The sequence below is a fragment of the Nonomuraea sp. NPDC049480 genome (genome assembly GCF_044465905.1).
Classification (GTDB): domain Bacteria; phylum Actinomycetota; class Actinomycetes; order Streptosporangiales; family Streptosporangiaceae; genus Nonomuraea.
This window is the reverse complement of sequence record NZ_JBITMD010000007.1, coordinates 380,319-405,207: the sequence shown is the minus strand read 5'-3', so window position 1 is coordinate 405,207 and position 24,889 is coordinate 380,319. Positions and strand designations below refer to the sequence as shown.

22 protein-coding genes are annotated in these 24,889 nt (G+C 69.5%); 15 read left to right on the top strand and 7 right to left on the bottom strand.

The features are described from left to right. Positions 1-94 precede the first annotated feature (94 nt). The 3 genes from ACIBX3_RS23070 (at position 95) to ACIBX3_RS23060 (ending at position 2,638) form a co-directional block, all read left to right on the top strand. On the top strand, positions 95-295 hold the full coding sequence (locus ACIBX3_RS23070; protein WP_397120091.1) for a hypothetical protein: 201 nt from the start codon (positions 95-97) through the stop codon (positions 293-295). Positions 296-305: 10 nt separating this feature from the next. Then, the gene (locus ACIBX3_RS23065; protein ID WP_397120089.1) at positions 306-1,805 is read left to right on the top strand and encodes an SPFH domain-containing protein; all 1,500 of its coding nucleotides are present in this window, start codon (positions 306-308) and stop codon (positions 1,803-1,805) included. Between the two features lie 149 nt (positions 1,806-1,954). Further along, on the top strand, positions 1,955-2,638 hold the full coding sequence (locus tag ACIBX3_RS23060; protein ID WP_397120087.1) for a hypothetical protein: 684 nt from the start codon (positions 1,955-1,957) through the stop codon (positions 2,636-2,638). Positions 2,639-2,653: 15 nt separating this feature from the next. On the opposite strand, the gene ACIBX3_RS23055 is transcribed toward ACIBX3_RS23060, so the two are convergent. Both ACIBX3_RS23055 and wecB read right to left on the bottom strand, forming a co-directional pair. Further along, positions 2,654-4,690, bottom strand: a complete 2,037-nt coding sequence (locus tag ACIBX3_RS23055) for a glycosyltransferase (RefSeq protein WP_397120085.1) — start codon at positions 4,688-4,690, stop codon at positions 2,654-2,656. A 144-nt stretch (positions 4,691-4,834) separates the two neighbouring features. Then, positions 4,835-5,965: a non-hydrolyzing UDP-N-acetylglucosamine 2-epimerase gene (gene wecB / locus ACIBX3_RS23050; protein WP_397120083.1), complete on the bottom strand. Its 1,131-nt coding sequence runs from the start codon at positions 5,963-5,965 to the stop codon at positions 4,835-4,837. Positions 5,966-6,021: 56 nt separating this feature from the next. On the opposite strand from wecB, the gene ACIBX3_RS23045 reads away from it, so the two are divergent. From ACIBX3_RS23045 to ACIBX3_RS23025, 5 genes are all read left to right on the top strand, one after another. Continuing rightward, on the top strand, positions 6,022-7,695 hold the full coding sequence (locus ACIBX3_RS23045) for a glycosyltransferase family 4 protein (RefSeq protein ID WP_397120081.1): 1,674 nt from the start codon (positions 6,022-6,024) through the stop codon (positions 7,693-7,695). A gap of 115 nt (positions 7,696-7,810) precedes the next feature. Then, positions 7,811-9,073: a nucleotide sugar dehydrogenase gene (locus ACIBX3_RS23040; protein ID WP_397120079.1), complete on the top strand. Its 1,263-nt coding sequence runs from the start codon at positions 7,811-7,813 to the stop codon at positions 9,071-9,073. Positions 9,074-9,092: 19 nt separating this feature from the next. Further along, positions 9,093-10,181, top strand: coding sequence for a glycosyltransferase (locus ACIBX3_RS23035; protein WP_397120077.1), 1,089 nt, complete (start codon positions 9,093-9,095; stop codon positions 10,179-10,181). A 20-nt stretch (positions 10,182-10,201) separates the two neighbouring features. Then, entirely contained in the window at positions 10,202-11,995 is a 1,794-nt protein-coding gene (locus ACIBX3_RS23030) for a DUF4434 domain-containing protein (protein ID WP_397120075.1), read from the top strand. A 44-nt stretch (positions 11,996-12,039) separates the two neighbouring features. After that, positions 12,040-12,705: an NUDIX hydrolase gene (locus tag ACIBX3_RS23025; RefSeq protein WP_397120073.1), complete on the top strand. Its 666-nt coding sequence runs from the start codon at positions 12,040-12,042 to the stop codon at positions 12,703-12,705. Between the two features lie 6 nt (positions 12,706-12,711). Here the strand turns inward: ACIBX3_RS23025 and ACIBX3_RS23020 are convergent, their stop codons facing one another. After that, on the bottom strand, positions 12,712-13,371 hold the full coding sequence (locus ACIBX3_RS23020) for an SDR family NAD(P)-dependent oxidoreductase (protein WP_397120071.1): 660 nt from the start codon (positions 13,369-13,371) through the stop codon (positions 12,712-12,714). Between ACIBX3_RS23020 and ACIBX3_RS23015 the strand changes: the two genes are divergently transcribed. Further along, positions 13,370-13,534, top strand: coding sequence for a hypothetical protein (locus ACIBX3_RS23015; protein ID WP_397120069.1), 165 nt, complete (start codon positions 13,370-13,372; stop codon positions 13,532-13,534). The two genes, ACIBX3_RS23020 and ACIBX3_RS23015, sit on opposite strands and share 2 nt — an antisense overlap. Positions 13,535-13,537: 3 nt before the next feature. On the opposite strand, the gene ACIBX3_RS23010 is transcribed toward ACIBX3_RS23015, so the two are convergent. Then, positions 13,538-14,194 carry a GNAT family N-acetyltransferase gene (locus ACIBX3_RS23010; RefSeq protein WP_397120067.1) on the bottom strand — a complete coding sequence of 219 codons (657 nt, stop codon included), beginning with the start codon at positions 14,192-14,194 and terminating at the stop codon, positions 13,538-13,540. A gap of 108 nt (positions 14,195-14,302) precedes the next feature. Between ACIBX3_RS23010 and ACIBX3_RS23005 the strand changes: the two genes are divergently transcribed. Beyond that, the gene (locus ACIBX3_RS23005; RefSeq protein ID WP_397120065.1) at positions 14,303-15,214 is read left to right on the top strand and encodes a glycerophosphodiester phosphodiesterase family protein; all 912 of its coding nucleotides are present in this window, start codon (positions 14,303-14,305) and stop codon (positions 15,212-15,214) included. Here ACIBX3_RS23005 and corA read toward each other — a convergent pair. Continuing rightward, a complete protein-coding gene (corA, locus tag ACIBX3_RS23000; protein WP_397120063.1) occupies positions 15,211-16,278 on the bottom strand; it encodes a magnesium/cobalt transporter CorA in 1,068 nt (355 codons plus the stop codon). The genes ACIBX3_RS23005 and corA overlap by 4 nt on opposite strands. A gap of 400 nt (positions 16,279-16,678) precedes the next feature. On the opposite strand from corA, the gene purD reads away from it, so the two are divergent. The 4 genes from purD (at position 16,679) to ACIBX3_RS22980 (ending at position 21,561) form a co-directional block, all read left to right on the top strand. Beyond that, complete coding sequence (gene purD / locus ACIBX3_RS22995) at positions 16,679-17,893, top strand: phosphoribosylamine--glycine ligase (RefSeq protein WP_397120061.1); 1,215 nt, start codon at positions 16,679-16,681, stop codon at positions 17,891-17,893. Beyond that, positions 17,890-18,726 carry a phosphoribosylaminoimidazolesuccinocarboxamide synthase gene (locus ACIBX3_RS22990; protein ID WP_397120059.1) on the top strand — a complete coding sequence of 279 codons (837 nt, stop codon included), beginning with the start codon at positions 17,890-17,892 and terminating at the stop codon, positions 18,724-18,726. Before purD ends, ACIBX3_RS22990 begins: the two co-directional genes overlap by 4 nt. Before the next feature lie 78 nt (positions 18,727-18,804). Further along, positions 18,805-20,070, top strand: a complete 1,266-nt coding sequence (gene murA, locus ACIBX3_RS22985) for a UDP-N-acetylglucosamine 1-carboxyvinyltransferase (protein ID WP_397120057.1) — start codon at positions 18,805-18,807, stop codon at positions 20,068-20,070. A gap of 201 nt (positions 20,071-20,271) precedes the next feature. After that, complete coding sequence (locus tag ACIBX3_RS22980) at positions 20,272-21,561, top strand: GTP cyclohydrolase IIa (RefSeq protein WP_397120055.1); 1,290 nt, start codon at positions 20,272-20,274, stop codon at positions 21,559-21,561. 708 nt (positions 21,562-22,269) lie between these two features. Here the strand turns inward: ACIBX3_RS22980 and ACIBX3_RS22975 are convergent. Beyond that, positions 22,270-22,704, bottom strand: a complete 435-nt coding sequence (locus tag ACIBX3_RS22975) for a rhodanese-like domain-containing protein (protein WP_397120053.1) — start codon at positions 22,702-22,704, stop codon at positions 22,270-22,272. Between the two features lie 153 nt (positions 22,705-22,857). Between ACIBX3_RS22975 and ACIBX3_RS22970 the strand changes: the two genes are divergently transcribed. Further along, positions 22,858-23,796 (top strand): EamA family transporter, encoded by a 939-nt coding sequence (locus ACIBX3_RS22970; RefSeq protein ID WP_397120051.1) that lies wholly within the window; start codon positions 22,858-22,860, stop codon positions 23,794-23,796. Here ACIBX3_RS22970 and hisC read toward each other — a convergent pair. After that, positions 23,793-24,851 carry a histidinol-phosphate transaminase gene (hisC, locus tag ACIBX3_RS22965; protein ID WP_397120049.1) on the bottom strand — a complete coding sequence of 353 codons (1,059 nt, stop codon included), beginning with the start codon at positions 24,849-24,851 and terminating at the stop codon, positions 23,793-23,795. The two genes, ACIBX3_RS22970 and hisC, sit on opposite strands and share 4 nt — an antisense overlap. Positions 24,852-24,889 lie beyond the last annotated feature (38 nt).

Genomic DNA, 24,889 nt, shown 5'->3' with positions numbered 1-24,889 from the left:
GGGACGCGCAGCGCCTGGAGAACATTTTGCGCGGCCTATTACCGCGAATGCCTGTTTGGAGTACCGTCCGGAATATCACGACGGGGGGAGTCCGGTGATCGGCAGGCAGGGCAGGGTCACGGGGAAGATCGGCCCAGAGCTCGTCGGCGAGGTCATGATCCCGATCCGGGGAGGCGTCGAGGCTTTCTACGCGCATCCCAGCGTGGCCGACGAGGAGATCGCCGTCGGATCCATCGTCGTGGTCGTGGAGTACTTCCCTCCGCGCACCGTCTACGTGGCCAAAGCACTCGTCTAGGGAGGCCTCGATGTCCCCCGAGCTCTACATCGCCGTCGGCGGCATCGTCGTTGCAGTCATCGTCGTCATCCTGTTGTTCAAGGCCGTCTGGCGGGTCGCCGAGCCCAACGAAGCCTTGATCATCTCTGGTCTGGGCGCGCGCCGGCGCGGCGAGGGCCCGGACAGCCTCGGCTTCAAGATCGTCACCGGCAAGGGCACGGCGGTGCTGCCCGGGTTCCAGGCCGCCAGGCGCCTGCGGCTCGACACCAGGGCCGCCAACCTCCAGGTCTCCTGCGTCACCCAGCAGGGCATCCCCGTGCACATCCGCGGCGTGGTGATCTACAAGGTCGGGGACGACCTGATCTCGATCGCGAACGCCGCGCGCCGCTTCCTCGACCAGCAGGACTTCATGACCAGCGCGATCCACGAGCTGTTCACCGGCCACCTGCGCTCGATCATCGGCAACCTCACCATCGAGGACCTCATACTCAACCGCGAGCGCCTGACCAGCGAGACCAGGGCATCGGCCGCCGACGAGATGAGCAAGCTCGGCATGATCGTGGACTCGCTGCAGATCCAGGAGATCGAGGACGAGACCGGCTACATCATCAACCTCGGCAAGCCGCACGCCGCCAAGGTCGCCTCCACGGCCCGCATCGCGCAGGCCCAGCGCGATCAGGAGGCCACGGAGGCCGAGCAGGTCGCCGCCGCCAACATGGCCGCCGCCCGGCGCGACGCCCGGATCAAGGAGGCCTCCTACCAGGCCGAGATCGACCAGGCGCAAGCCACCGCCCGGCAGGCGGGGCCGCTCTCGGAGGCCACCGCCCGTCAGGAGGTCGTGGTCCAGGAGACCAGGGCCGCCGAGCTGGAAGCGCAGCTGGCCGAGCAGCGGCTGCAGTCGCAGGTACGCAAGCCCGCCGACGCGAAGGCGTACGAGACCGTCACGCTCTCGCAGGCCGACCGCGACGCCCGCATCGCCCAGGCCGAGGCCGAGGCCAGGGAGACCGAGTTGCGCGCGACCGCGCAGGCCTCCCAGGTCAAGAAGGCCGCCGCGGCCGAGGCGGAGTCCGTGCGGCTGCGCGGCGAGGCCGCCGGCGCGGCCACGAAGATCACCGGTGAGGCCGAGGCCGCGGCCAAGCAGGCACGCGGTCTCGCCGACGCCGCGGCGGCCAAGGCTCTGGGCCTGGCCGAGGCCGAGGCGTCCCAGGCCAAGGGCCTGGCGGAGGCGCAGGCGATCAGGGCGCGGGCCCAGGCGCTCAAGGAGAACCAGGAGGCCGTCATCGCTCAGCAGCTCGCCGAGCGCTGGCCGGAGATCGTCGAGGCGGGCGCGAAGGCGTTCGGCAACGTGGATCACATGGTGGTGCTGAACGGCGCCCAGGGCATCGAGGAAATGCTCGCCAAGGCGCTCACCCTGGGCGGCACCGGACTGGGGTTGGCCAGGGCTCTGCTCAATGGCGCAAATCCGAATGGCGCAAGCACGAATGGCAGCGAACCGGAAAACATTCTTAAAGCCGCTGAATCCCGCGAATAGCGACGTTACCCGGATGCGTGAGCTGCGGTTCCTCTAGCGTTTCGCGAGGGCTCGCCCTCGCGAAAATTCCTCTGGCATTTTGCGGTGCAGAGGGCGAAACGCGGGGCTTGTCCCTCGCGTGAATGCCGCCAGAGTGAATTGGAGAGCGCATGCTTAAGGCCATTTCTGGCATATGTCTGGGCATGATGGCCGTCGCCGGATGCTCGTCCGGCGAGGCCTCCACCCCGGCGCCCGCCGCCGCCTCGAAGCCGCCGTCGACGTCCGCCGACGCGGCCAGGCTCCGCGCCGCGCTGCTGCCCGTGCCCGAGGGCATGCACATCTCGTACGGCCCCGAGCTGGGCGCCTTCGGCTCGCTCAAGTCCACCCAGCAGGGGCTGGCCGCGGTGCGTCAGGCCAGGCTGGAGCGGCCGGAGTGCGCCGGCGCCGCCCAGCTCGACGTCGCCAAGCCGGACATCGCCAAGGCGCCCGCCGCGGTGATCGCCTTCGCCGCCGACCGCGGCTCGATCACCCAGGCCGTGGTGTCGCTTCCGTCGGCCGCCTTCCCCGCCCCCCTGCCGAAGCAGTGCGCCTCGTACTCGGCGGACGTCGGCGGCGCCAAGGTCGCCTACAAGACGCGCACCCTGCCCATGCCGGTCAAGGGCGACCAGTCGCGCGCCTACCTCACCACGGCCACGGGCGGCGAGAAGAACGACCACGCCCAGATCGGCTCGGTCATGATCAGGCGCGGGAGCCTGATCATGAGCATGCTCGTGGTCGGCCGGCAGGTGAAGCCGGACGGCCTGTACGACCTCGCCAAGCTGGCCGACCAGAACCTGTCCCGCGTCACCAGGTGAGCGGGCTCCGGGAGGTCAGATCAGGACGTGCGCGTCCGGCCTGCCCACGAAGGAGAACTGCGCGTTGCGGGTCAGCTTGATGTGATCCGCCTGCCAGGTGTGCATCGAGGCGTCGGCGCTGCGCCAGTAGACGAAGTTGAAGCGGTCCGCCGAGTAGATCTTGACGGAGTCCTCCTTCAGCCGCCGCACCAGTTCGGTGTCCTCGCCACGGGTGATGTCCGCGAACCCGTACGAGCGGAACATGTCCGCCTTGCCGAGGAACGTGCCGCCCTGGACCAGGAAGGAGTAGCGGTGCTCCAGTCCGGGCAGCCGGAGCATCGTGGTGTTGAGGCCCTCGAAGTACGCGTAGTGCGCACCCTTGCCGACCAGCTCCGCGTCCGAGTAGTCGAACGCCCTGACCAGGTCCGACAGGTAGTGGTCGCCGTACAGGTTGTCGTCGTCCATCTTGGCGATCAGGTCGCCTTCGGCGGCCGCGATGCCCAGATTCATGCAGGCGCCGAGCGACAGCGAGGCGTCGGCGGGCAGGACTGTGACGTCCGTGATGCCGGCCATGCGGGCCTTGTCCGCCACCACCACGGGGTCGATGTCGAGGCCGTGCAGCACCATGATCAGCTGGAGCGGGCGGTGGATCTGCCGGGCGACCGACGAGATCGCGTGCTCGATCTGGGAAGCGCGGTTGGTCGGCAGCACGACCGAGATCGAGCGCGTCCTGGGCGTCACCTGGTGCCCGAGGTCCTGGAGGATCTGGTCCACGCGGTGTGAGAACAGGTGCTTGTCGAACACCTCGCGCATGGCCAGGTGCCCCATCCTGGCCCGCAGCTCGGGGCTGTTGATCAGGTGCAGGACCTGGTTGTACGACTCGACCGGCTCACGCGCGATGGGAATGAGGTCGCCGAACGTCTCCTCGACGGCCCGCGACCACCCGGAGACCACGGGCGTCGAGCACGCGGACAGTTCGAAGACCCGCCGCGCGCACATGGTCGGCGAGTCGAGCACCGAGTTGACGTTGAGGAAGACCTTGTACATCCGGTACGCGGCCAGCATCTGGTCATAGGGGAGCTCGCCCACGATGTGCGGGCGGTACTTCTCCGGCCAGGCGTACTTCTCGTCCACCTCGCCGTTGCGCGCGAAGATGTGCAGTCCCAGCTCGCGCACTGGGTCGAGGACGGTCTCCATCTGCTCGCGGCGTTCGGGGTGCTTGTCGCGGAAGTACATCCCGGCGAAGACCACGTCGTGCAGCCGGCCCTGGCGCTGCTGGATCGGGTTGTGGACACGCGGCTGGGCGGCGAACTGGAGCACGTCCACCCGGTCATGTCCCAAAATTTCCCGATATTTCGGCAGCATGTCACCGTCGCAGGTGAACACGTAGTCGAACAGCTTCGCCGTGTCGATGAAGAAGTCGAAGTTCGGCGGGTCCTCCTTGTTCCAGAAGACCGTCGGGATGCCCTCCGCCTTGCACCAGGCCACCAGGTCGCGCAGCGGCTCCTTGGGGGCGTTGGTGCCGGTCATCTGGTAGCGCCAGCGGCCCTGGTTGCCGTGCCAGGCCGACTCGCAGAACAACAGGTCGGGCCGCTTCTCCGCGAAGATCTCCGGCCAGTCCTTGAGCCCGAACTCGATCTGGTCCCACTCGTAGCGGAAGGCCATCCTGGAGAAGTCGTCCAGGATCACCGCGACCTTCAGGTCCGGCCTGTTCACCGGCCCCTTCGGCCACTTCACCGTCGGCACCTCGGCCGGCGGCGGCCGGTTGCCGGCCGTCTCGATGACCTCGGTGACCGGCGTCGGGGGCTTGGGGGCCCGCTCCTTGGACCGCACCGCCTCCATGATCTTCCCCGGGCTCTTCGAGCCCAGGGCCTCACCCAGCTTGTACGTCCGCTTCGCCTGCGTGGCCTCCAGCTTCCACGTGGCGTACGCGGCCTTGGCCTCGGCGATCTCCAGCCGCCGCCGCAGCTCCCTGAGCTCCGCCTCGTACCGCTCGACGAGCTTGCGCTCCTCGGGCAGCCAGTTGACGGGCCCGAGGCGCTGGTACGCGGGGGGCTCAGGGGTTTCTGCCATGGTCATGCGCCTATCGCTTGGGGAGGAACCGACAAGAGACCTGCTCATCAGACTGCCGCCCCACTGTCGTGCCTGGTCGAGGCCGTAGCGGCAGTCCATTTAGCAGGTTTCTCATCGGACGTCATGTTACGTCGGGAGCGAAGGCTATTCGGGGCGTTTGGCCTGTGAAGCGGGCGCCAGGTTGTCACCGCGGAGCCACGCCTCGATCACCGTGGCGATGCGCGGCCCGCTCTTGCCGTCCCACAACACCGGCAGCTCCCCGGCCGGCGTGGCGGCGCCGTCGGCCAGCGCCTTCTCCGCGGCCGCCGGCAGGAGGGCGGGCGTGACCAGGCGGTTCGTGCCGTGCGTGATCGTGATCGGGCGCTCGGTGTTGGGCCGCAGCGTCAGGCAGGGGACGCCCAGCACGGTCGTCTCCTCCTGCACGCCGCCGGAGTCCGTGACGACCAGCGCGGCGCCCCGTACGAGTGAGAGGAACTCCACATAGCCCAGCGGCTCGACGACCTTGATCGTCTCCCCGTCCACCAGCCCGGCCTCGGCCAGCCGCACCTTGCCGCGCGGGTGTACCGGCACCACGATCGGGACCTGCCGCGAGACCTCCAGCACGGCGTCGACCAGCTCCTTGGCGGCCTCCGCGGTGTCCACGTTGGCGGGACGGTGCAGGGTCGCCACGGCATACCGATCGGGTATGCCCAGCCGCGCCACCACGGGCGCAGGGTCCAGCGACGGCAGCGCCGAGAACAAGCTGTCGATCATGGGATTGCCCACCAGGTGCACCTTGGCCGGCGGCACGCCCTCGGAGGCCAGATAGGCCAGGGCCTCGGGGGAGGTGGCGAAGAGCAGGTCGGCCAGCGCGTCGGTGACGACCCGGTTGACCTCCTCCGGCATGCCCCTGTCGAACGAGCGCAGCCCCGCCTCCACGTGCGCGGTGGGCACGCCCAGCTTGGCGCAGACGAGGATCGCGGCCAGCGTCGAGTTCACGTCGCCGTACACCACGACCAGGTCGGGCTCCTGCCCCTGGACGACCTCCTCCAGGCCGACGAGCAGGGCCGCGGTCTGCTTGGCGTGGGTGCCCGAGCCGACCGCCAGGTTCGCCACCGGCTCCGGCAGGCCGAGGTCGGCGAAGAAGACGTCGGACATCAACGCGTCGTAGTGCTGACCAGTGTGGATGATGCCCTGCCGCACGCCGAGTTCACCGAGTGCCCGGACCACCGGGGCCGCTTTCACGAAATTGGGACGAGCACCCAAAACGTGCAGGACCAGGGGGTTCTCCCTCATTGACCTCGCCTTTCATAGCGGAAGGGAAAAAACGCTGCCTATGGTACGGTCACCGCGTGGCATCCGACGCCAGTCGTCAAGACTCCTCAAAGGTTTCCGCGAAGTCCGCCCGTGCCGGCGTCGGTGGACTTCTCAAGGGCTTCGTCCAGCACCCGATCATCGTCTCCCGCGTCGTCGTGACGAAGGTCAGATCCGACCCCGTCCGGGTGGCCCAGGCGGCCGCCGACGCGCTCCCGCCCCGGCTGCGCCCCATCGTGGGCAGCGTGGCGTGGCCGGCCGCGCGCCGGGCCCGGCGCATGGTGCGCAAGTTCGGCATGCGCGTGGTCAAGGGGCCGTGGAACGACGCCAAGGAGCACTGGAACGCCGGCCGGGTCACCGAGGCCGCCGTCGTGCTCGAGTCCCACACCAAATACCCGTTCGTCAAGCGCAGGGCCGCCTACTACCGGGGCGAGCTGGCCGCGATCAGCCCTGACCCGATCCCGCCCGGCCCCAAGGTGGCCATACTCAACCGGGCCGACAACCGGGTCCTGCACGTGGTCACGAACGCGCTGCCGTACACGCAGGCCGGATACACCGTCCGGACCCACCGCATCGTCACCTCCCAGAAGGCCGCGGGGATCGACCCGCACGTGGTCACCAGCTGGGGCTGGCCGATGCTGCAGGGGCACGCGGACGCCGCGCCGTTCGAGGAGATCGACGGCATCCCCTACTACCGGCTGCTCCCGGACAGGCACGGCGACATGCCGTTCGAGACGCAGGGGCGCATCATCAGGGGCGCCGACCGGGTCACCAAGCTCGTGACCGAGCTGCGTCCGCAGATCCTGCACGCCGCCACCGACCACCGCAACGGCTCGATCGCGCACGCGGTGCGCGATCGGACGGGCACCCCGTTCGTCTACGAGGTACGCGGCTTCCTGGAGGAGACCTGGGCCTCCCGCGACCCGATCAGGGTCGGCAGCGAGCGGCACGTGCTCCAGCGCCAGCGCGAGGCGTTCCTGATGCGCGAGGCGGACGCCGTGGTCACGCTGGCCGAGACGATGGCCGCCGAGATCGTCGAGCGCGGCGTGCCCAGGGAGAAGATCCACCTGGCCCCCAACGCCGTGGACGACACGCTGCTGAGCGCGCACTACGACGGCGCCTCGTTCCGCAGCGCGTACGGCATCGCGGACGGCGAGATCGTCGTCGGCTCGGTGTCCAGCATCGTGGCCTATGAGGGATTCGCCACTCTGCTGCGGGCCGCCGCGCTGCTGCGCGACGCCGGCACGCCGGTGCGGGTGCTCATCGTGGGCGACGGCACCGAGCGCGACAACCTGCTGGAGCTGGTCGGCGAGCTGGGCCTGACCGACGCCATCCTGCCCGGCAGGGTAGGTCCCGAGGAGGCGCTGCAGGCGCAAGACGCCATCGACATCTTCGCCTGCCCCCGCGAGGATCTGCGCGTATGCCGACTTGTTACGCCATTGAAACCCGTCGAGGCGATGGCGCTCGGCAAGCCCGTGGTGCTCAGCGATCTGCCCGCCCTGTCCGAGCTCGTCGGCTCCGACGGCGCCGGGATGCTGGTGCAGCCGGGCGATCCCGAGGCGCTCGCCAAGGCCATCGGCGGGCTCCGGGACGACCCCGCCAAGCGCGCCGAGATGGGCGAGGCGGGCCGGGCCGAGGTGGCCGCGAAGCGCACCTGGAGTCGCGTGGCGGAGACTTATCAAGCCCTTTACCGGTCTTTGGCTGAAAGATGACCTTCAAGTTGGCTGTCTGTTGTGACGGGTTCCGTCACATTAGGCGTGAGCTAGGTGGACTTGAGATAACCTTTGCGACCATGAAGTGTTGTTTCCGGCTCCCAAAGGCACAGCTGTGACAGAAATAGACTTGGCTGTCATCGGCCTGGGCTACGTCGGCATGCCGCTCGCCAAGGAGGCGGTGGCCGCCGGCATGCGAGTCGTCGGCGTGGACGTCGACCCCGTCAAGGTCGACGCACTCAACGCCGGTCAGTCGTACATCGATGACCTGACCGACGCCGACCTCGAGCACATGCTGGCTCACGGGTTCACCGCCACGCTCGACGAGACCGTGCTGGCCCGGAGCAACACGATCGTCATCTGCGTGCCCACACCGCTGGACGAGGACCACCGCCCGGACCTGTCCGCCGTGGAGGGCGCGACCAAGACCGTCGCCCGCAATCTGAGCAGGGGCACGCTCGTCGTGCTCGAGTCCACCACCTGGCCCGGCACCACCGACGAGGTGGCCAGGCCGTTGCTGGAGGGCTCGGGGCTGGTCGCCGGCGAGGACTTCCACCTGGCCTTCTCGCCCGAGCGCATCGACCCGGGCAACCCCAAGTTCGGCCTGCGTAACACGCCCAAGGTCGTCGGCGGCTTCACCGCGACCTGCCGGGACCGGGCGACCGCGTTCTACGGTCAGTTCATCGAGCAGGTGGTGCCGGTCAGCGGCACCCGCGAGGCCGAGATGGCCAAGCTGCTGGAGAACACCTACCGGCACGTCAACATCGCCCTCGTCAACGAGATGGCGATCTTCTGCGACGAGCTCGGCATCGACCTGTGGGAGTCGATCGAGGCCGCCGCCACCAAGCCGTTCGGCTTCCAGAAGTTCCTGCCCGGGCCGGGCGTCGGCGGGCACTGCATCCCCGTCGACCCGTCGTATCTGTCGTACACCGTGCGCAAGCTCGGTTACCCGTTCAGGTTCGTGGAGCTGGCGCAGGAAATCAACGAGCGGATGCCGTCCTACGTGGTGGCCCGCGTCCAGCGGTTGCTGAACAGATATAAGAAGCCCGTGAACGGCGCCAGAGTGGTTATGCTCGGCGTCACCTACAAACCGGATATCGCCGACGAGCGGGAAACCCCGGCGCTCCCGGTGGCGCGTGCGCTGCTGGAGCTGGGTGCCGATCTCTCGTTCGCGGACCCGTACGTCAAGGAGTGGTCTGTAGACGGCACGCAGGTGCCGCGTGAGGAGGATCTGGCCGAGGCCGTGGTCAACGCAGACGTGACGCTGCTTTTGCAGCAACATGCCGCGTTCGACCTCGACATGGTCGAGGCGAAGGCCAGGCTCGTGCTCGACACCCGCGGCGTGCTCGCCGAGGGTGAACGCGTCGAGCGGCTGTAGCGACGGAGGGCTGCGCGCAGTGCACGTGCTCGTCATGACGGTGGTGCATAACCCCGAGGATGCTCGGATTCTGCATCGGCAGATCCGTGCCATCGTGGATGCCGGTCATGAGGTCACGTATGCCGCCGCCTTCACCGCCTTCGGCGTCGTCCCGCGTCCCTGGGTCACCGGGGTGGACCTGCCGAGGGCCGCGCAGCGCAAGCGGATCCCGGCGGTGTGGGCCGCCCGCAGGCTGTTCAAGCGCATGCGTGACAAGGTCGACCTCGTTCTGGTGCACGACCCCGAGCTGCTGTTCGCGGTGTGGGGCGTGCGCAACAGGCCGCCGGTGGTGTGGGACGTGCACGAGGACACGCCGGCCACGCTCTCGCTAAAGCCCTGGCTGCCCTCGCCGCTGCGGCCGCCCGTGCGGTTCCTGGCCAGGCTGATGGAGGGCACGGCCGAGCGCCACCTGCACCTGATGCTGGCCGAGACGGCGTACGCGGGCCGGTTCAAGCACGCCCACCCGATCGTGCCCAACGAGACGTGGGTGCCCGACTCCGTGACGCCTCCCGGCGACGACCGGGTGGTCTACCTCGGCTGGCTGTCCAAGGCCCGCGGGGTGATCGAGGCGGTCGAGGTGGCCAAGCTGCTGCAGCCGTACCGTGTGGCCGTGGAGCTGATCGGGTACGCCGACCCGCAGAGCCGTCCCGTCCTCAACCAGGCCGTCACCGAGGGCCTGCTGGAGTGGCGCGACTTCATGCCCAACGACGAGGCGCTCAAGCGGCTCGACGGGGCGCTGGCCGGGTTGTCGCTGCTGCACGACGAGCCGAACTACCGGCACTCGATGCCCACGAAGATCGTCGAGTACATGGCGCACGGCATCCCCGTCATCACCACTCCGTCGCCGCGGGCCGTGGAGCTCGTCGAGCGCTACGACAGCGGCGTCGTGGTGCCCTGGCAGGACCCCAAGGCCGTCGCCCAGGCTGTGCTGATGCTGCGGGACGACGTACGCGAGCGACGGGCGCAGGGCGCGCGCGGCTACGCGGCGGCCCGCGCCAACCATCACTGGCCCAACTCGGCCAAGCGGTTCGTCGCGCAGCTGGAGTCCTGGGCCGGGGTCAAGCGATAACGGGCGGCAGGTCTCTCGAGGTGCGCTGGCTCTTCCTGGTCGTGGGCGCGGCCATCCTGGCAGTCGTCGCCGCCGTGGTCATCGTCATCCAGCCCGCGTCCGACGAGCCGGCCCCCACACCCAGCAAGACGGCCGCGGCCAAACCGACTCCGACCGAGCCGACGCCGAAGACGAGCGAGTTCACCGACGACTGCGGAACCTTCGCGACCAAGGAGAAGGCCCCGTACGCCATCACCGGCTACTGGATCATGCCCAAGTCGAATCCGTGCACGTGGCGGAAACAGCTGAAGGAGATTCACGACGCCGGCGGCGACACGATCATCAGGATCGGCTACGGCCTGCAGTTCCGCACGGTCTCCCCGAGCGGCGAGATCCAGACCAGGCAGGGCGAGCTCGACTCGCTCTACAAGGCGTGCAGGGAGGACGGCCGGACCTGCCACGAAGCCGCCGAGCACGACCTGATGAAGGCCAACCCCGACAACAGGATAGGCCGCACTTACGTCTATCGGACCGACGAGTCGTTCGGCCCCGACCTCTTCCGCTGCCCGCAGATGGAGCGCAGCATCAAGGCGGGCAACCGCACCTACTTCCGGATCATCACCCAGCCGGACGGTTCGGACGACTCCACCTGCGACTTCTCCAGCAAGGGCGCCTCCTACGACCTGATCCTCGTGGCCGGCTCAGCCGAGGACAGCCTGAGCGAGCTGCTCGACCTGGGCGACCAGTTCGGCATGCGGATCTTCCCCTCGCTGCCGCTGGCCCCGCGTGATCCCAACGTGAAGATCAGAGCCAGCAAGCACCACCTCGGCACCCTCACCACGCTGACCCGGCGCATCCTGCAGGACTACGGCGCCCGCTTCGCGGAACGGGACTCGCTCGGCGGCGTCTACCAGCCGTTCGAGGTCCAGATGTCGGCCACGCTGGCCACGAACCCGACGCTGGAGGTGTACGCCGACCAGCACACGATCGTCGCGCAGGAGCTGGGCAAGCCCATCCTGATCAGTCCGTACATGGACGCGCGCAAGCGGGTCGCGTTCGGCCAGACGCCCAAGCAGGTGGCCGAGGGGTTCAAGGCGCTGGCCAAGACCGGAGTCGGCATCATCGCCCCGCAGGACAGCCGGGGCACCGGCAAGGTGGGGCTGTTCTGGCCGGACGAGCGCGACAGCGAGGTGGACGAGCGGCTGCGGCCCGCGGTCGGGGAGGCCACGTACGGGACCGCGTACCACGGGTCCACGCGCGACTACTACCGCGAGATGTCGATCGCCCGCGAGGAGATGTTACAGGCCGGCCATCAGGTGCAGCTGTGGGCCAACGTGGAGGCGTTCGAGCCGTCCGGCGACGAGCCGTGCGCCCCGCAGGGCACGCGGGGCAAGACCGACAAGAAACGCCTGGACCAGGCGGTCACCATGGCCGGACGCTACGTGCAGAAGGTCGTCTCCTACATGTGGAGCGACTTCATGACCTGCGGCAAGCCCACCCTGGAAGAGGAGATCACCTCCGACTGGCAACGCCCGATCGCGGTCGACGCCATCAGGCGATCCCGTGACATCCAGGACGGGATCGAGGTCCGCGGCTACCACCTCAAGGACGGCACGATCACCGTCCAGTGGTCCGGCGGCACGAAGGACCTGGCGGTGCCCGCGGTGGGCCGGCTCGACGAGAACCCGACGGAGGAACTGCCCGAGGGCATGTCCACGGCCTGGGTGCCCTTCGACTGGGCCCAGGTGCCGGCCGGGGAGTGGGTCAGGATCACGGTCAAGAGCCCGTCCGGGAAGAAGGCCACCGAGCCCTTGCACGTGCGCATCGCGACCTGACGGCCGTTCGCTAGGCGTACGAAGGTGCGTGTAACGTGCCGTCCATGGTCCCGAGCGTCCCGGTCAGCGTCGACCTGGTCGTCCTCACCGTCCGCAACAACGCGCTGAGCGCCCTGGTGTGGCGTCGCGACAATCCGCCGTTCCTGCGGCGCTGGTCGCTGCCCGGCGGCTTCATCCAGCTCGACGAGGATCTCCCGGCCGCCGCACACCGCATCCTCGGGGAGCGGGCCGGGCTCCCCGGCGCCCCGGTCCACCTGGAGCAGCTCCAGACGTACGGCTACCCCGACCGCGACCCCCGCCAGCGCGTCGTCAGCGTCGCCTACCTCGGCCTCGCCCCTGACCTGCCGGCCTCGGAGAAGGCCCACATGAGCTGGCGGCCGGTCGACTCCCTCGAGGTCATGGCCTTCGACCACCGCCGGATCATGCTCGACGGCGTGGAGCGGGCCCGCGCGAAGCTGGAGTACACCTCGCTGGGAGCGGCCTTCTGCCCGCCGGAGTTCACGGTGGCGGACCTGCGCCGCGTGTACGAGATCGTCTGGGGCCGCTCGCTGGATCCCCGGAACTTCCACCGGAAGGTCACCAAGGCGGAGGGCTTCCTGGTGGAGACGGGCGCCACGACGACCAGGGACGGCGGCCGCCCGGCCAAGCTCTACCGCCGCGGCCCCGCCGAGCTCCTCCACCCCCCGATGCTCCGCTCGCTCAAGGAGTGATCTCGTTCACCGCGGCGTGGGCAGCACGGACAGTTCGCTGACGTACGCGTCCGCGGGAGCAGACAGCGCCCAGACGACCATCTGGGCGAGCGTCTCCGGCCGGATGCAGCGATCCGGATCGTACGGACGGCCGAAGGTGCTTCTGACCCCGCGCAGCAGCTCGGTCGCCGTCGCGGCCGGATAGACCGTGGTGACGCGCACGCCATGGGCGGCCTCCTCCTCGCGCAGCGAGTCCGCCAGCTCGCGCAGCGCCGCCTTGCTCCCGACGAACGCCGACCACCGGGCGACCCCGGTCATCCCGGGCGAGGCGTTGACGAAGATCACATGGCCTCGGGACCGCCGCAGCGCGGGCAGCGTCAGACGCACCAGCTCGGCGGCCGACGTCACGTTCACCGCCAGCGTGCGCTCCCACGTGTCCGGGTCGCCGTCGGCGACGGCCGCGATGGGGGAGATGCCCGCACAATGGATCAGCGCGTGCACGTCGCCCAGCTCCCCCAGGGCGGCGGCGAGCGTCCCCGGCTCGGCGAGGTCCGCCTCGATCCCGTGCACGTCCAGCCGCCCGACGTCGCGCCCGACGGCGGTCACCTGATGTCCTGCCCGCACCAGCCCGCGGACCAGCGCCGTCCCGATCCCGCCCGTGGCACCGGTCACCAGCACATGTCCCATGGATCGGCTCCCCTCCTCGACGCCCGGTGAGATCATCGCACTGGCGGCGTCTACGTCGCAGACTGACGTGCGAGCGGGGTCCTTCGTCTGGCTGGACCGCAAGGCGGTGCGCAGTCCCGTACCGAGCATCAGCACCGCGGTGCTGGACCCCTCCGACGAGTGAACGCTAGTGAGAACGCGCCAGGAGCGCGGCCGTCATCGGGGTGTGCAGGGTCCAGCCCAGTGTCTCGTACAGGGCCTGGCCTTCCGCCGTGGCCACGAGGATGCCCGTCCGAGCACCCAGAGACGCGGCGCGCGCCGACAGCGTGCGCATGATGACGGTGCCGAGGCCGCGGCGGCGGTGGTCGGCAGCCGTCTCCACCTGGTCGATCACCGCGGCGGACCCGGCCAGGGCGAACTGCCCCCGGGCCGCGACCTCGCCGGCCGCCGTCAGCAGGCGGGCGGCCGTGACGCCGGCGCGGGTGGTGACGGCCAGGGTGTAGCCCGGCGGGGCCTCGGGCGGCGCGGTGCGGGCCAGCGGGGCGGTCATCATGAACTCGCGGTCCTTGACCGTCCAGGGCGCGGGGAGCAGCGGGGCGACGGCGTAGGCGGGGGCACAGAGCTTCAGCCAGGTGCCCGGGGTGGTGAGCGTGGCGGTCAGGTGGCGGAGGATCCCCGGGGTGGGGACGGCCACGACGTGGCGGGACACGTGACCGGGGAGGCCGACGTCCACGCGCAGGCCCCAGGGCTCGCGTACCGGCTTGGACGTGTTGCGGGAGATGACCCAGCCATCGACCCATGCCCGGACTGTTGCGGAGTAGGCCGTTTCGAGAACCTCCGTCATGCAGAACAGCCTATTGTCCGCCGGTCTCCGCACGACCGGGCGTAGCAGGATAAAAAGGACACGGCGTGGCACTCCCTAGTCGTGCCCCTCGGCAGGTAGGGTCCGGTTGTGCGCGTTGAGATTCATGGTCACCGAGGTGCGCGGGGCCTATGGCCGGAGAACACCCTGCCGGGTATGAGCCGCACGATGGAGCTCGGCGTTCACGCGCTCGAGCTCGACGTGGCACTCACCGCCGATCGGCGTCTCGTGCTCACGCACGATCTCACCGTCTCCGCGGTGACCAGCGCTGACACGCGGCCGCTGCGCGCCGGCGATCCGCTCTACCCGTACGTCGGCAAGCCGATCAACACGCTCACGCTGGCCCAGCTGCGCATGCTCGATGTGGGCGTGCGGTGGCCGCGGCACCTCGACGACCCCTTCGCGCTGACCCAGGCCGCCATGCCGGAGACCAGGATGCCGACGCTGGGCGCGGTGCTGGGGCTGGTGAACGCCTACGACGCGGAGGGCGTACGCCTGCACGTCGAGCTGAAGTCCGATCCCACCAGGCCCGAGCTGACGCCGGACCCGGAGATGTTCACCGAGCTCGTCGTCGACGAGCTGGACCGGCACGGCCGGCTGGGCAACGCGGCCATCCTGAGCTTCGACTGGCGGATCATCCGGCACGCCGCCGGGATCGCGCCGGGCACGCGGCGGTTCGCGCTGATCGAGCTGGACACCCTGCACTGGCACGAGGGCGGTCTGGGCCACGACATTCCCGCCGCGGCCCGCGCGGCCGGGGCCACCACGCTCTCCCCCGAACACGTCATGGTGGACGAGGCGCTGATGGCGCAGGCGGCCGCGGCGGGGCTGGACGTGGCGGTCTGGACGGTCAACGAGACCGGGCTGGCGGCCGAAATGCTGGATCTCGGGGTGGCCGGGATCGTGACCGACTATCCCGATCGTATGCGGAAGTTGTGGCGGGAGCGGGGCCTGGAGCCGCCCGAGCCCGTCGGCCCGCTCAAGCCGGTGGGAGTGGCCTAGAGCCAGCCGTTCCTGCGGAAGCCGCGGTGCAGGAGCACGCAGGCGCTGATCATGACGGCCAGCACCGCCGGGTAGCCCCAGACCTGCTTGGTCTCCGGCATGAAGTCGAAGTTCATGCCGTAGATGCCCGCGATCATCGTCGGGACGGCCAGGATGGCCACCCATGAAGAGATCTTGCGCATGTCCTCGTTGGCCAGCGCGTTCGAGCGGGCGAGTGCGGCCTGCAGGATCGAGCTGCACAGCTCGTTGGAGGACTCCACCTGCTCGCACACCCGGGACAGGTGGTCGCCGACGTCGCGGAAGTACTCACGCATCTCCGACGGGATCACGCGGCGCTGCGGCAGCGCGGACAGCGGCGCCTGGAGCGGGGTCACCGCCCGCTTCATCTCCAGCATCTCCCGCTTGAGCTGGTAGATCCGGTTGATGTCGCGGGAGCTGACGTCGGCGAACACGGTGGCCTCGACCTCTTCGAGCTCCAGCTGCATGAGGTCCGCGACCTGGAGGTACTGGTCGACGACGTGGTCGGAGATGGCGTGCAGAACGCCGGAGGGACCGCGGTTCAGAAGCTTGGGCTTGTCCTCCAGGCGCTCGCGGACCACGGTGAGCGGGCAGTGCTCGCCGTGCCGCACCGTCACCACGAAGTCCACGCCGAGGAACACCATGATCTCGCCGGTGGCGATGATCTCGCTGTTGCCGCTCAGCAGGTCGTGGTCGAGGTAGGCGACTGTCTTGAGCACCATGAACAACGAGTCGCCGTAGCGCTCGACCTTGGGGCGCTGGTGGGCCTTGACGGCGTCCTCGACGGCCAGCGGGTGCAGGCCGAACACCTCGGAGAGCCACTCCACCTCGGGGGCCTCCGGCTCGTGCAGGCCCACCCAGACGAACGCCTTGGCGCCGTCGTTGGCGCCGTTGTGCTCACGTACGAGGCCGAGGGCTTCGGCTATGCCCGTCGCCGGGACCTTCTTGCCCTGGACGTAGGCGCCGAACTCGACGATGGAGTCGACCGGTGGCACGCAGACCTCACGCGCCGGCTTGACGATTTGGTGTGCGGCGCGCCGCTGCACGGGGTGACGGTTGATGCGACGGAAAAGCGTGGACGAGCGCATGGCAGTCCCTTTCCGCCCGACCTGGCACGCTCCACGCGCGAAAGAAGGTCACCTCAATCAACGAACATGCGTGGAGGCACGATCAGGCTGCCGAATTGGAGTGGTCGGGAGTACACGGGGTGTACGTGTGGAAGCACGTACTGCTGGGATCACCAGGATTCATCCCGGACCACCTCCAATCACAAGAGACGCCGCAAAGCCGCCTCAACCTACCACAGGCGGGTGAACCTATCCGACGATACCGGCCCGAGAGCTCACCGCTGAGGTAGAACTCGACAAAGATTGTTGCCTATTCCGGCATTTGGTGTCCTGGAGACCTGCGCCTTCGCCTGGTGGCGGGCCTGCGACAATGGACCGCGTGCGCGTTCTAGTCATTGGTTCCGGAGGGCGTGAGCACGCCCTGTGTCGTTCGCTCAAACTCGATCCCCAGGTCGCCGAGCTCCATTGTGCCCCCGGCAACCCGGGCATCGAGGAGGTCTCCGCCGTCCATCCCGTCGACCCCCTCGACCCCGGGCAGGTGGCCGAGCTGGCCACGCGGCTGCGGGTCGATCTCGTGGTGGTCGGTCCCGAGGCGCCGCTCGTGGCCGGCGTGTCCGACGCCGTGCGCGAGGCGGGCATCGCCTGCTTCGGGCCCTCCAGCGAGGCGGCGATGATCGAGGGCTCCAAGGCGTTCGCCAAGGAGGTCATGAAGGCGGCCGACGTGCCGACCGCGCGGGCCAGGGCGTGCACCTCCGAGGAGGAGGCCGCGGCGGCGCTGGACGAGTTCGGGGCACCGTACGTCGTCAAGGACGACGGCCTGGCGGCCGGCAAGGGCGTGGTGGTCACCGAGGACCGCGAGCAGGCGCTCGCGCACGCGCGGGCCTGCTCGCGGGTGGTGATCGAGGAATACCTGGACGGCCCCGAGGTGTCGCTGTTCGCGTTGTGCGACGGGAGCACGGCCGTGCCGCTGCAGCCCGCGCAGGACTTCAAGCGGGCCTACGACGGCGACGCGGGGCCCAACACGGGCGGCATGGGCGCCTACACGCCGCTCCCGTGGGCGCCCGAGGGGCTCACCGAGCAGACCATGCGGGAGGTCGTGCACCCGACGATCGCGGAGCTGTCGCGGCGCGGGCTGCCGTACCAAGGGGTGCTCTACGTGGGGCTTGCCCTGACCGCGAAGGGGCCGAAGGTGGTCGAGTTCAACGCCCGCTTCGGCGACCCGGAGACGCAGGTGATCCTGGACCGGCTGGAGACGCCGCTGGGCGGGCTGCTGATGGCGGCCGCGACCGGCGAGCTGGGCCTCGACCCCGTCTTCAAGGAGGGCTCGGCCGTGACGGTGGTGATCGCGGCGGAGAACTACCCGGAGGCTCCGGTCAAGGGCGACGTGATCACGGGACTCCAGGAGACCGAGCACGCGTACGTGCTGCACGCCGGGACGAAGTGGGCCGGCGACGACATCGTCTCCAACGGCGGCCGGGTGCTGAGCGTGGTGGGCAACGGGCCCGACCAGGAGACCGCCCGCCGCAACGCCTACGACCTGGTCGAGCGGATCGGGTTGCGCGGCTCGCACTACAGGACGGACATCGCCCGATGAAGCACGTGCACTCCGGCAAGGTACGCGATCTCTACGAGACCGACGACGGCCTGCTGCTGATGGTCGCCTCCGACCGGATCTCGGCCTTCGACTACGTGCTGGAGACCCTCATCCCGGACAAGGGGGCCGTGCTCACGCAGCTGTCGCTGTGGTGGTTCGACCAGCTCAAGGACATCGTGCCCAACCACGTGGTGGCGCGGGGCGACGACGCCCGCAGCGTGCTGTGCCGGCCGCTGCGGATGGTGCAGGTCGAGTGCGTGGCCCGGGGTTACCTGGCGGGCGGCGGGCTGAGCGAATACCGCGCCGGCGGCACGGTCTCCGGCGTGCCCCTGCCGGAAGGGCTCGACGACGGCTCCCGGCTGCCGGAGCCGATCTTCACGCCCTCCACCAAGGCGCCCGTGGGACAGCATGACGAGCCGATCTCGTACGAGCAGGTCGTGGCCGAGGTCGGCGCCGAGACCGCCGAGGAGTTGCGGCGGATCACCCTGGCGGTCTACACGCGCGGCGCCGAGATCGCCCGCGAGCGCGGCATCATCCTGGCCGACACCAAGATCGAGCTGGGCTGGGACGCCGACGGCGTGCTGACGCTCGGCGACGAGGTCCTGACGCCGGACTCGTCGCGGTTCTGGCCGGCCGACCAGTGGCAGCCCGGCCGGGCCCAACCCTCTTTTGACAAGCAATTTGTACGAGATTGGCTACTGTCGTCCGAATCCGGATGGGACAAAGCCTCAGGAAACCCCCCACCTCCGCTTCCCGACCATGTGGTCGAGCTCACCAGGCAGCGATACCTAGAAGCGTATGAGCGGCTCACGGGGTCTCGCTTTAGCGGATGATTCGGCTGGGTCATGTGGTGTTAGCGACTACTGTTGGCCCGATCGAGCCTCACCGTTGATTTTCAAGGAGCCGCAGGAATGGTCCGTTACCGCGTGCGCGGTGGCAACGCACTGCGTGGAACCGCGTTCATCCAGGGCGCGAAGAACGCCGTGCTGCCCATGATCGGTGCGGCTCTGCTCGCCGCGAAGGGCCGCACCGTCCTGCGCAACGTGCCGATCATCGAGGACGTCCGCCGCGCCGTCGAGCTGGCCGAGGCCGTGGGGGCGTACGTCGAGCTGCACGAGTCCGAGCGCACGCTGGTCATCGACGCCTCCCGGGTGGACAGCCCCGTCTTGCCCGCCGAGATCGCCAGGCGCTTCCGCGGATCGGTGCTGTTCACCCCAGCGCTGCTGCACCGGCTCGGCGAGGCCATCGTGGAGGGGGTCGGCGGCTGCAATCTCGGCAGCCGCAACCTCGACTTCCACTATCTCGGCTACAAGAGGCTGGGCGCGATCGTGGACGAGGGCGAGAGCATCATCCACGTCAAGGCGTCCGGGCTGACCGGCGCGACCCTCTACCTCGACACCCCGTCCCACACCGGCACCGAGAACCTCATCATGGCCGCCGCCCTGGCCAAGGGCACGACCGTGATCGAGAACGCCGCGCTGGAGCCCGAGGTGCTCGACGTCATCGACATGCTCACCAAAATGGGCGCGCGCATCAGCGGCGGCGGCACGGGCTTCATCACGGTGGAGGGCGTGGAGGAGCTGCACGCCGTCGAGCACACGGTGATGCCCGACCGGCTGGACGCGGGCGTGTTCGCGATGGCGGCGGCGATCACGGGCGGCGAGGTGAGCCTGGTCGGCACCGGGCTCGACCTGGGCGTCGTGCGCTACAAGCTGGAGCAGATGGGCGTCGAGTTCGCCCGGCAGGGCGCGGTCCTGCACGTGCGGTGCGAGGGCCCGCTGCGGCCGATCAACATCATCACCGACACCTATCCGGGCTTCGCCACGGACCTGCAGTCCCCGATGATGACCGTCGCGGCGCTGGCCGACGGCACCAGCTACATCCACGAGCGCATCTTCGACGGCAGGTTCGCCCTGGCCGGGGAGCTCAACAAGATGGGCGCCAACGTCGAGGTCGAGGGCAACCGGGCCATCGTGCGCGGCCGCACGCCGCTGACCGGGACCCGGGTGACGGCGCACGACCTCCGCTCCGGCATCGCGCTGGTGCTCGCCGGGCTCGCCGCCGAGGGCGAGACCCAGATCGACTCGGGATACCTGATCGACCGCGGTCACGCACATCTCGCGGCGAGAATGCGTGCGCTCGGCGCGGACATTACACGAGAGATTTCCGAAAGCTAAAAACCGCGAGAAAAACCGCGTTGAGCTGCTAGGACATCTTGTCGGGCGGTCAACCTGAAGGGCTTTCCGGAAAAGTCGGGCGTGACATTACGGCCCCCGCGAGCGATCGTTCCAAAAGAGAGCACTGCAACGGACGGCAGGATGGGACGAACATTGGTCGAGAGGGCCGAAGAAACTCCCCGAGTGTCACGCCCGGGCGCTATGACACCGGACCTCACCATTGGCGTGGTCGGGCCCCACGATCTCGTGGAGCGAGTCATGCTGATGGGTCACGCCGCCGCACCGCTGCCGTGTCGCCTGGTCGCGGCCGCTTACCGCGATGAGCAGGAGGCGCCCGACAAGGTGACGCGGCTCGGTCCCGGTGTCGACGCATGTCTGTTCGCCAGCCCGGTCCCTTATGACCTGGCGAGGCGTTCCGGTGTGCTGACGATGCCCGCGACGTACGTCCAACTCGGAGGAGCAGCACTGGTGGCGGCGTTGGCCAAGGCCGCGCTCGACACCCGCATGGACCCCCAGAGGGTCAGCATTGACGTGGTCAGCAGGGCAGATGTCGAGGAGGCGTACACCGACCTCGGCATCCCCGCCACCGATGTGCACAGCCGCGACGAGCCGGGCGCCACCGGCACGATCGCGGCCTACCACGAACGCCTGGCCCGGCAGGGCGCGACCACGGGAGCCCTGACGTGCCTGCCCGCGGTGGCCGAGCGTCTGCACGCGGCGGGCGTGCCGGTCATCAGGATCCGGCCGACCTCCGCGGCGGTGCGCACGGCGCTGCACACGGCCGCGCTGCTCGGCGCGCACCACCGGCTGGAGGAGTCGCAGCTGACCGTGGTGCTGGTGGAGGTGCCGACGCTGCGGGAGCCCGTACGCCGCGCCGCGCCCCGCTACTGGCGCGACGAGCTGCGGCTTTCCCTGCACCGGTTGCTGGTCCAGGAGGCGAACCGGATCAACGCCACCGTCTGGCCGATCGACGATCACAGCTACCTGGTCACCGCGACCAGGGGGTCGATCGCGGCGGCCACGGACGGGTTCAGGGTGTTGCCGTTCGCGGCCAGGATCAGGGACGAGCTGGGGCTGGCGGTCGAGGTAGGCGTGGGGATGGGCCGGACGACGCACGACGCGGAGTCGCACGCGCGGGCCGCGCTCGCGCGTACGCAGGCCGGCAAGCAGGCACAGGGATTCGCGGTGGACCGCGAGGGGCGGGCGCTCGTCCCGGCCCCGCGGATGCCGCCGACGGGTTCGACGGCACTCAAACCGAAGGGGGTGGAGGTGCTGGCCAGGCTGGCGGCCAAGCTCGAGGGAGGCGACACGGTGGTCGACGCGGAGGGTGCGGGCAAGATGCTCGGGGTCACGCCTCGCACGGCCCGGCGGTTGTTGCGCACGCTGGTTGACGAGGGACTCGCGTGGCCGCTTCCGCCCAACCGCACCCCACAACCTGGCCGCCCGCGCCAGTTGTACCGGCTCATCGTGGAGAAGCTCGGTCCACGTTAGCCGGGGTTCTTTGATCGCACGGGTCCGCCGTCCCCTTCCCCTCTGTGGGCGGCGGGCCCGTTCTGTGGGCGGCGGGCCCGTCCCAGCCACGTCTGTAGACGGCGTACCCGTCAAACCACCATCTGTTACGGCAGGCCGACGGCACGCCACCCGCCGTACGCCGGCTGACGGAGCGGCGAGCCTGGGGCGGAGAGCGGCAGCTTGCGTGACCAGCGGAGCCCCGTGCGAGCGCGACCATTCAACGCAGTGCGGCGAGCCTGGGGCGGAGAGCGGCAGCTTGCGTGACCAGCGGAGCCCCGTGCGAGCGCGACCATGAGCAGGGCCCTCCAGGGAGACGGCCTCTGACCCTTCACCGGCGGGCCGTCGTCACGGCGCCTTGTGGGCTGGTTACGGGCTTCATGACCTGGGAGTTGACGTCTTGTGTCAGGTTTGCGAACTTATGCATTGACTCTTGAGAACTTATTGGTTGACCCGCGTAGATGCGGGTATGTTCTCCGACGCCCCCGATCGACAGGATTCGGACGGGGGCACCAACCTTTTCTGACACCCGACTACGCATCGAGTTGCGAGAGCTTTACCCCGTTTCTGCCCGCTCGTGTGGTTGGCGGGGCGCCGTGGTACAGCCTCCGGAGTTTTCGGCTCATCAGGCGGCTCAGAAGGGTGCTGCGCGAGGCTGTAGGGACACTGGGAGCGATTCCACGCGCGGGGTCAACACCCGCATGCGATTCCGCGTACCGGCGCCGTGAGGGCGTCCACGGGATGGCGGGTGACGCCGGAGGCGGTCGCGACCGGGAAGCCCTCCCTGACCCAGTACTCGAAGCCGCCGATCATCTCCTTGACCCGGTAGCCGAGCTTGGCGAACTCCAGCGCCGCCCGGGTGGCGCCGTTGCAGCCCGGTCCCCAGCAGTACGTCACGACCAGGGCGTCGCCCGGGATCAGCTCGGGCGCCCGGGCGGCGATCTCGGCGGTCGGGAGGTGCACGGCGCCGTCGACGTGGCCCTGGTCCCAGCTCTCCCGGCTGCGCGAGTCGACGACCACGAGCCCGGTGACGGCCGTGGCCAGGTCGGCGGCCACGTCCGAGACGTCGGTCTCGAAGGACAGGCGGGCGGCGAAATGGGCGATGGCGGCGGCGTTGGCGGACATGGGTTCTCCTTCCCTGCTGGTGGAAGGATCCTGCCAGCCGCCTGGCACGGCCGACAGTGGCGCGAATGCCGCCTATCGCTAATATCCCGCCACGAGTCCGAAGTCTGATACTCGCGGGCGTTTTGTCGCACCCGGCCGGTAAGGTCATGAGCCATGAGTGCAAACACCCCTGACCGTCGTGCTTCTCTCGTGGTCTGGGGCGCGTTGGCGATCGTCTACGTGGTGTGGGGCTCGACGTACCTCGGCATCAAGATCGCCATCGAGACCATGCCCCCGATGCTCAGCGGCGCGCTTCGGTTCCTCACGGCCGCGTTGCTGCTCGGCGGCTTCCTGCTGGTCAAGAAGGGCACGGCGGCGTTCAGGATGTCGCCGCGCCAGTTCGGCGGCGCCGCGCTTATCGGCGTGCTGCTGCTGACCGGCGGCAACGGCATGGTCGCGGTGGCCGAACAGCACATCTCCACCGGCCTGGCCGCGCTGCTCGTGGCCTCGGTGCCGCTGTGGCTCGTGGTGTTCAGGATCGTGGCCAGGGACCGGCCCGCGCTGCTGACGCTGGCGGGGGTGCTGGTCGGGTTCGGCGGGGTCGCGGCGCTGTCGCTCAACGGCGGCGGCGAGGCGGCCAGCACGACCGGGATCGTGGTGATCCTGCTGGCCTCGCTGTCGTGGTCGATCGGCTCGTTCCTGTCGGCGCGGATCCCGATGCCGGCCAACGTGTGGGCGGCCAGCACGGTCGAGATGCTGGTCGGCGGGGCGGGCCTGGTCGTGACCGGCCTGTCGCTCGGCGAGCGGCTGGACCTGGCCGCGGTCTCGGGGCGCTCGTGGGCGGCGCTGGTGTACCTGGTCCTGGTCGGCTCTCTGGTGGGCTTCACCGCCTACACGTGGCTGCTGGGCAACGCGCCGATCTCGCTCGTCTCGACGTACGCGTACGTCAACCCGGTCGTCGCCGTCATCCTCGGCGTGCTCGTGGTGAACGAGAACGTGACGACGCAGGTCGTGGCCGGCGGCGCGGTGATCCTGCTGGGCGTCGCCCTGGTGGTGTCCACCGAGCGACGCGCCAAAGCCAGGACGCCCGCCCCCGAAGAGGTCAAGGTCTAACGGGGGAACCTCTGGGCGGCGGCCAGGAACGCGTCGTTCGCCTCCGGGTCGCCGATGGACACGCGGGCGCCCTCCCCGGCGAACGGACGCACCGCCACTCCCTCCACCGCGCAGGCGGCGGCGAAGTCGAGGGTGCGCTCGCCGAGCCGCAGCCAGACGAAGTTGGCCTCGCTGTGGGGCACCGTCCACCCCTGGGCGATGAGCGCCTCGCTGACGCGGGTGCGCTCCTTGACCACCCGGTCCACCCGCTCCAGCAGCTCGTCCTCGGCCCGCAGCGAGGCGACGGCCGCGACCTGGGCGAGATGGTTGACGGCGAACGGGACGATCGTCTTGCGCACGGCCGCCGCCACCGGCTCATGCGCGATCATGTAGCCGACCCGCAGCCCGGCCAGCCCGAACGCCTTCGAGAACGTGCGCATGACGCACACGTTGGGCCGGTCGCGGTAGAGGGTGAGGCCGTCGGGGACGTCCTCGTCGCGTACGTACTCGCGATACGCCTCGTCCAGCACCACCAGCACGTTCTCGGGCACCCGGTCGAGGAACGCCTCCAGCTCGCGGCGCCGGATCGCCGTGCTGGTCGGGTTGTTCGGGTTGCACACGATGACCAGGCGGGTGTCGTCGGTGATCGCCTCGGCCATGGCGTCCAGGTCGTGGTCCTCGCCCGCCAGCGGCACCCGCACGGACGTCACCCCGGCCAGGTCCGACAGCAGCGGGTACGCCTCGAACGACCGCCACGCGTACACGACCTCGGCCCCCGGCTCGCCGATCGCCTCCAGCAGCTGCTGCTGCACCGTGACCGAGCCGGGACCGAGCGCGACGTGGTCGAACGGCACGTCGTGCCGCTCCGCCACGGCCTCGGTCAGCTTGATCGCCCCGGGGTCCGGGTAGCGGTTGATCTGGCGCGCCCCCTCCGCTATCGCCTCCACCACGGACGGCAGCGGGTCGTAGGGGGATTCGTTGGACGAGAGCTTGTATGACCGCCCGCCGGGCGCGGCGACGCTCTTGCCCGGCTTGTAGGGGGCCATGGTGTCCAGGATCTGGCGGAAACGAGGCATGGCCTTACCTTAAGAGGCGCGGCGGGGTGTGACATCCC

Bases quoted from the DNA above. Each gene is read 5' to 3' on its own strand.
- ACIBX3_RS23060 (WP_397120087.1), top strand. From the start codon at position 1,955: ATGCTTAAGGCCATTTCTGGCATATGTCTGGGCATGATGGCCGTCGCC.
- ACIBX3_RS23065 (WP_397120089.1), top strand. From the start codon at position 306: ATGTCCCCCGAGCTCTACATCGCCGTCGGCGGCATCGTCGTTGCAGTC.
- ACIBX3_RS22970 (WP_397120051.1), top strand. From the start codon at position 22,858: ATGAGTGCAAACACCCCTGACCGTCGTGCTTCTCTCGTGGTCTGGGGC.
- ACIBX3_RS23015 (WP_397120069.1), top strand. From the start codon at position 13,370: ATGGATCGGCTCCCCTCCTCGACGCCCGGTGAGATCATCGCACTGGCG.
- hisC (WP_397120049.1), bottom strand. From the start codon at position 24,851: ATGCCTCGTTTCCGCCAGATCCTGGACACCATGGCCCCCTACAAGCCG.
- ACIBX3_RS23055 (WP_397120085.1), bottom strand. From the start codon at position 4,690: ATGGCAGAAACCCCTGAGCCCCCCGCGTACCAGCGCCTCGGGCCCGTC.
- ACIBX3_RS22975 (WP_397120053.1), bottom strand. From the start codon at position 22,704: ATGTCCGCCAACGCCGCCGCCATCGCCCATTTCGCCGCCCGCCTGTCC.
- ACIBX3_RS23025 (WP_397120073.1), top strand. From the start codon at position 12,040: ATGGTCCCGAGCGTCCCGGTCAGCGTCGACCTGGTCGTCCTCACCGTC.
- ACIBX3_RS23010 (WP_397120067.1), bottom strand. From the start codon at position 14,194: ATGACGGAGGTTCTCGAAACGGCCTACTCCGCAACAGTCCGGGCATGG.
- wecB (WP_397120083.1), bottom strand. From the start codon at position 5,965: ATGAGGGAGAACCCCCTGGTCCTGCACGTTTTGGGTGCTCGTCCCAAT.
- ACIBX3_RS22990 (WP_397120059.1), top strand. From the start codon at position 17,890: ATGAAGCACGTGCACTCCGGCAAGGTACGCGATCTCTACGAGACCGAC.
- ACIBX3_RS23020 (WP_397120071.1), bottom strand. From the start codon at position 13,371: ATGGGACATGTGCTGGTGACCGGTGCCACGGGCGGGATCGGGACGGCG.
- murA (WP_397120057.1), top strand. From the start codon at position 18,805: ATGGTCCGTTACCGCGTGCGCGGTGGCAACGCACTGCGTGGAACCGCG.
- ACIBX3_RS22980 (WP_397120055.1), top strand. From the start codon at position 20,272: ATGACACCGGACCTCACCATTGGCGTGGTCGGGCCCCACGATCTCGTG.